The 5,489-nt window shown below is 70.8% G+C and carries 1 protein-coding gene; it reads left to right on the top strand.

All coding sequences use genetic code 11. From position 1 onward, the window contains the following. Positions 1-374: 374 nt before the first annotated feature. On the top strand, positions 375-5,489 hold a 5,115-nt coding region (locus D7Y15_RS29655; RefSeq protein ID WP_121754662.1), incomplete at its 3' end, for a non-ribosomal peptide synthetase.

The raw sequence follows: 5,489 nt of genomic DNA, 5'->3' as shown, positions 1-5,489 counted from the left end.
CGCAGGCACCGCGAGTCCCTGCCGCCCACAACGCGGAAACCCCGCTCCCTCCTTCGAGGGGGCGGGGCCCGTGAACAGAGTGACTGGCGCGCCGCGGCGCTACATGCGCGATCAGGTCCGCGACGTTCACCACGCGTGACAGGCCAGAGTCGGTGAAGGCGCGACACGGGATGTATCAGGCGGGTCAAGCTAGAAAGGTTTCATGGAGTGGTTGAAGAGCCTGCTCGGCCGCGCTTGAGGGCGTGCCGAGTCCCCGCTCCCCGAGTGGGCTGGCGTCAGGAACCTCCGGGGTTTCGTCACCAGGAGTGCCGAGGAATTGAGCACCCGGGCTGCTATTAAGTGTCGGCGCTTTCTCGACACATGGATGGCTCCCCGTGCACGACTTCTCGCGAACCCTTCCTGGCGTCCTGCTGAAGCTTGTCCAAGGTCCGTCCGCCCACGCGCCGCTCTACACGTTCCTGGGTGAAGCCGACGGTGAAGAGACCGTGTGGAGCGCGTTCGACTTGGACGTGCGAGCGCGGCGGATAGCCTCGGCGCTGCGTGAGCGTGGCGCGCAAGGCGAGCGAGTGCTGCTGCTGTACCCGCCGGGACTGGACTACATCGCGGGCTTCTTCGGCTGCCTGTACGCGGGAGCGGTGGCGGTGCCCGCGTATCCGCCGGACCCGATGCGGCTGGAGCGCACCCTGCCCCGCCTGCGGGCCATCATCCAGGACGCGCGTGCGTCGGTGGTGCTCACCACGTCGGGCATCCTCGGGCTGTCGGACTTCGTCTTCGAGCAGGCGCCGGACTTCCGCGCGCTGCACTGGATGGCGACGGATGAGTTGCCGGAGGGCGGCGAGCAGGACTGGGTTGCGCCGGAGGGCCTGGGCGCGGAGTCGCTCGCGTTCCTTCAGTACACGTCTGGGAGCACGGGCACGCCGAAGGGCGTGATGCTCACGCACGGCAACCTGCTGCACAACCTGTCGCTCATCCACGGTGCCTTCGGCGCACGAGCGGACAGCGTGGGCGTCATCTGGCTGCCGCCGTACCACGACATGGGGCTCATCGGCGGCATCCTGGAGCCGCTGTACGGAGGCTTCCCGGTGACGTTGATGTCGCCGATGGCGTTCCTCAAGCGGCCCATGGCGTGGCTGGAGGCGGTGTCGCGCTTCGGGGGAAGCATCAGCGGCGGGCCGAACTTCGCGTTCGACTTGTGCGTGAGAAAGAGCACGCCGGAGCAGCGGCGTGCGTTGGATTTGAGCCGGTGGGAGGTGGCCTTCTGCGGCGCGGAGCCGATTCGCCCGGAGACGCTGGAGCGCTTCGTGGAGGCCTTCGGCCCCAGTGGCTTCCGGCGCGAGGCCTTCTTCCCTTGCTACGGGCTGGCGGAGGGCACGCTCATCGTCTCCGGCGGGGAGAAGTCGGCGCCGCCGGTGTCGGTGACGATTTCGGGTGAGGGGCTGGAGCGGCACCGCGCGGAGGAAGTGGGCGCGGCGGAGCCCGGTGCGCGCACGCTGGTGGGGTGTGGCCAGACGCTGGCGGAGCAGCGAATCGCCATCGTGGACCCGGAGACGCTGGAGCGGCGTGCTCCCGGTGAAGTGGGCGAAGTCTGGGTGTCGGGGCCGAGCGTGGCCCAGGGGTATTGGGGCCGCGAGGAGGCGACGCGCGAGACGTTCCATGCGCGCATCGCGCGTGAGGACGGCGGGCCGTACCTGCGCACCGGGGACTTGGGCTTCCTGCGGCCGGAGGGAGAGCTGTACGTCACGGGGCGGCGCAAGGACCTCATTATCCTGCGCGGGAGGAACCACTACCCGCAGGACCTGGAGGCGACGGTGGAGGGGGCGCACCCGGCGCTGAGGCCCGGGGGCGGCGCGGTGTTCTCGGTGGAGGTGAGGGGCGAGGAGCGCGCCGTGGTGGTGCAGGAAATCGACGTGCGGCGGCTGGGCGGACTGCGTGAGCAGCTGGCGGCGGCGGACGCGGCGGTGGGCACCATCCGTCAGCGGCTGGCGGAGTCGCACGAGGTGCAGGCGCACGCGGTGGTGCTCATCGAGCCGGGCAGCCTGCCCAAGACGTCCAGCGGCAAGGTGCAGCGTCACGCGTGCCGAGCGGCCTTCCTCGCGGAGACATTGCAGGAGGTGACGGCGTGGCGGGCGGAGCCGCCAGGTGGCGCGCGTTCGTCGTCCGAGGCTCCTCTCCCCGCTTCATCCGAATCCGTCCCAGGCTCCAGCGGGGCTCGGTCCATTACCGCGCCGGACTTCAGCGCATCCGAGTCGTCGCCTTCGTCCCGGCAGTCATCGAGTCATGACGGCGGAACCATCAGCCCGGCCGCTCCTGGCGCGGGTTCTGGAGCACGCGAAGCGGCGCCCGTCTCAGAGGGCCTGCCCACGAATGCGGACGAGGCAGCGCTGGTGGCATGGCTGCACGACGTCGTGGCCCGGCACATGCGCATGCGCCGTGAGGACATCGACGTCGGTGCTCCAGTGACTCGCTACGGGCTGGACTCGTTGGGCGCGGTGGAGTTGGCGCACGAAATGGGTATCGGCACGATGCGCGTGACGGTGCCCATGGAGTGGTTGCTCCAGGGACCGAGCATCACGTCCCTTGCACGGCAGCTGATCGCGGCCCGCACAGCGGCGTCCGCCCCTGCATCGAGCACGCTGCGTCGCCGGGAAGTAACAGGCGACCGGGCGGCGTCCTTCGCGCAGGCGCGGCTATGGTTCCTGGATCGGTACGCACCGGGCGACGTGACCTACAACCTTCCCGCCGCCGTGCGACTGGAAGGCGAGCTGGACGTGGCCACGCTGGAGAACAGCCTCCTCGTGCTCGCCGCGCGCCATGACGCGCTGAGGACTTCCTTCCGGGAACAGGACGGAAGGCCGCTGCAGGTCATCGCGAGCTTCGCATCCCTGCCGCTGGCCCGCGTATCACTGGAGTCCCTGCCCGCGGACACCCGCGAGGCCGAAGCCTCCCGTCTGGCCCATGAAGAGGCCCGCCGCCCGTTCGTCCTGACGCAGGGACCGCTCGTGCGCGCCACGCTTTTGACGCTGGACGAGCGCACGCACGTGCTGGTGCTCGTCATGCACCACGCCGTGTCGGACGGCACGTCCATGGCCGTGCTGGTGCGCGAATTGTCCGCCCTCTACGCGGCGCTGCTCGAAGGCGGTCCGTCGCCGCTGCGCGCGCTGAAGGCGGCTTACTCTGACTACGCGGAGTGGCAGCGGGAGTCGCTGGACGGAGCCACGCTGGCTTCTCACCTGGACTACTGGCGGCAGCAGCTCTCAGGCGCGCCCCGCTTGCTGGAGCTGGCGACAGACCGGCCGCGTCCCGCCGAGCGTGGAACACAGGGCGCCCGGGTGCCGGTGGTGCTCGACTCACGGCTCGCCGAAGCGGTGCGCACGCTGGCCATCAGTGAGGGCGTCACCCCCTTCATGGTCCTGCTCGCGGCCTTCCAGGCGGTGCTCGCGCGCCGCTCGGGGCAGGACGACGTCAGCGTGGGCACGGCCATCGCGGGCCGTGAGCGCGCCGAGTTGCAGGGCCTGGTGGGCTTCTTCGTCAACACGCTGGTGATGCGCACGCGGCTGTCCGGCGCGCCCACCTTCCGTGAGCTGCTGGCCCGGGTGCGCGCGACGGCGATGGGTGCGTACGCGCACCAGGACGTGCCCTTCGAGAAGCTGGTGGAAGCGCTCCAGCCCACGCGCGAGCGCGGGCACACGCCCCTCTTCCAGGTGATGTTCATCCACCAGGGCGCGCAGGTGGGCGCCCCCGTGCTGCCGGGCCTCCAGTCGCGCTTGCTGGACGTGCATTCGGGCACGGCGATGTTCGACCTGACGCTCTCGCTCTCCGAATCCGCGAGGGGCTTCGAGGGCTGGCTGGAGTACGCCACCGACCTCTTCGACGCGGACACCGTGGCCCGCATCGCAGGCCACCTGCGCGTGCTGATGGAGGCCGCCGTCGCGGACCCTTCGCGCCAGGTGGATGAGCTGCCGTGGCTCAGCGCCGATGAGTCGGAGCATCTGCTCGCGCTGTCGCGTGGACCCGATATCGAGTTCCCCTCGGATGCCACCCTCTCCTCGCGCTTCGCGGCGCAGGTGGCTCGCACGCCGGATGCCGTGGCGCTCGTCGCAGGGGATGGCCGGCTGACGTACCGGGAGCTGCGTGCTCGGGCCCGGGCCGTGGCGCACACGCTGAGGCAGCGTGGCGTGGGGCCGGAGTCGGTGGTGGGCTTGTGCGTGGACCGCTCGGTGGAGCTGGCGGTGGGGATGCTCGGCATCCTGGAGGCGGGGGCGGCCTACCTGCCGTTGGATCCGGCGTACCCGGCGCAGCGGCTCGCGGCGATGTGGGAGGACTCGGGGGCGAAGGTCCTCGTGGGGCCTCGTCGCCTGGAGGATGTCATCGCGGTGCCGGCCGAGCGCCGGCTCTTCCTCGATGACGTGGCCCCTTCGGTGGGAGCGGACTTCGTGCGGTCTGCGGGTGACGCGCGGACGCTCGCGTACGTGCTCTACACGTCGGGTTCGACGGGGCGGCCCAAGGGCGTGGGCGTGCCGCACCGGACGGTGATGAACTTCTTCCGCGCGATGGATGCGCACGTCTCGCCGTGCCCGGGCACGTGGCTGGCGATGACGAGCATCTCCTTCGACATCTCCGTGCTGGAGCTGCTCTGGGCGTGGACGCGCGGCTTCCAGGTGGTGCTCGCGCCCACGGGCCTGGAGCCCGCGGCGTTCGCGGACCTGCTGGAGCGCCACGCCGTCACCCACTTCCAGTGCACGCCGTCGTACGCGCGGGCGCTCGTGGAGGAGCCCCGGGCGCTGCATGCGCTGGGCGGACTGCGCCAGATGCTCGTGGGCGGCGAAGCGCTTCCGGGGAGCCTTGCCTCGAAGCTGCGCGTGCATGTCCCTGCCCTGCTCAACATGTACGGTCCCACCGAGACGACGGTGTGGTCGTCCATGCATCGCGTGGAGACGGACACGGCCGGCACGATGTCGCTGGGGCGGCCGCTCGCGAACACCGGGCTGCACGTCCTGGATGCCCTGCTGAGGCCGGTGCCGGTCGGTGTCCCCGGTGAGCTGTTCATCGGGGGGGAAGGCGTGGTGCGCGGCTACCTGGGCCGGCCAGACCTGACGGCCGAGCGCTTCGTGCCGGACGCGCTTCGCGAAGCGCCGGGCACGCGGATGTACCGCACGGGCGACCGGGTGCGCTGGCTCGCGGACGGGACGTTGGAGTTCCTGGGCCGCATCGACCACCAGGTGAAGCTGCGCGGCTTCCGAATCGAACCGGGCGAAATCGAAGCCGCGCTCCGCACGCACCCCGAGGTCCGCGAGGCCGTGGTCGACGTGCGCGAACAGCGACTCGTGGCCTACGTCGTCCCTGTCTTCGGGGATGCCGGCGTTCTGCGTGAGCACCTGCGCTCCCGTCTCCCTGCGTACATGGTGCCCTCGGCCTTCGTCGGCCTGGACGCCCTGCCCCTCACACCCAACGGCAAGGTGGACCGCGGCGCCCTGCCCGCCCCCGCGGCC

Source organism: Corallococcus sp. AB030 (assembly GCF_003668965.1).
GTDB classification, from domain to species: domain Bacteria; phylum Myxococcota; class Myxococcia; order Myxococcales; family Myxococcaceae; genus Corallococcus; species Corallococcus exiguus.
This window is presented reverse-complemented; position numbering and strand designations above follow the sequence as displayed.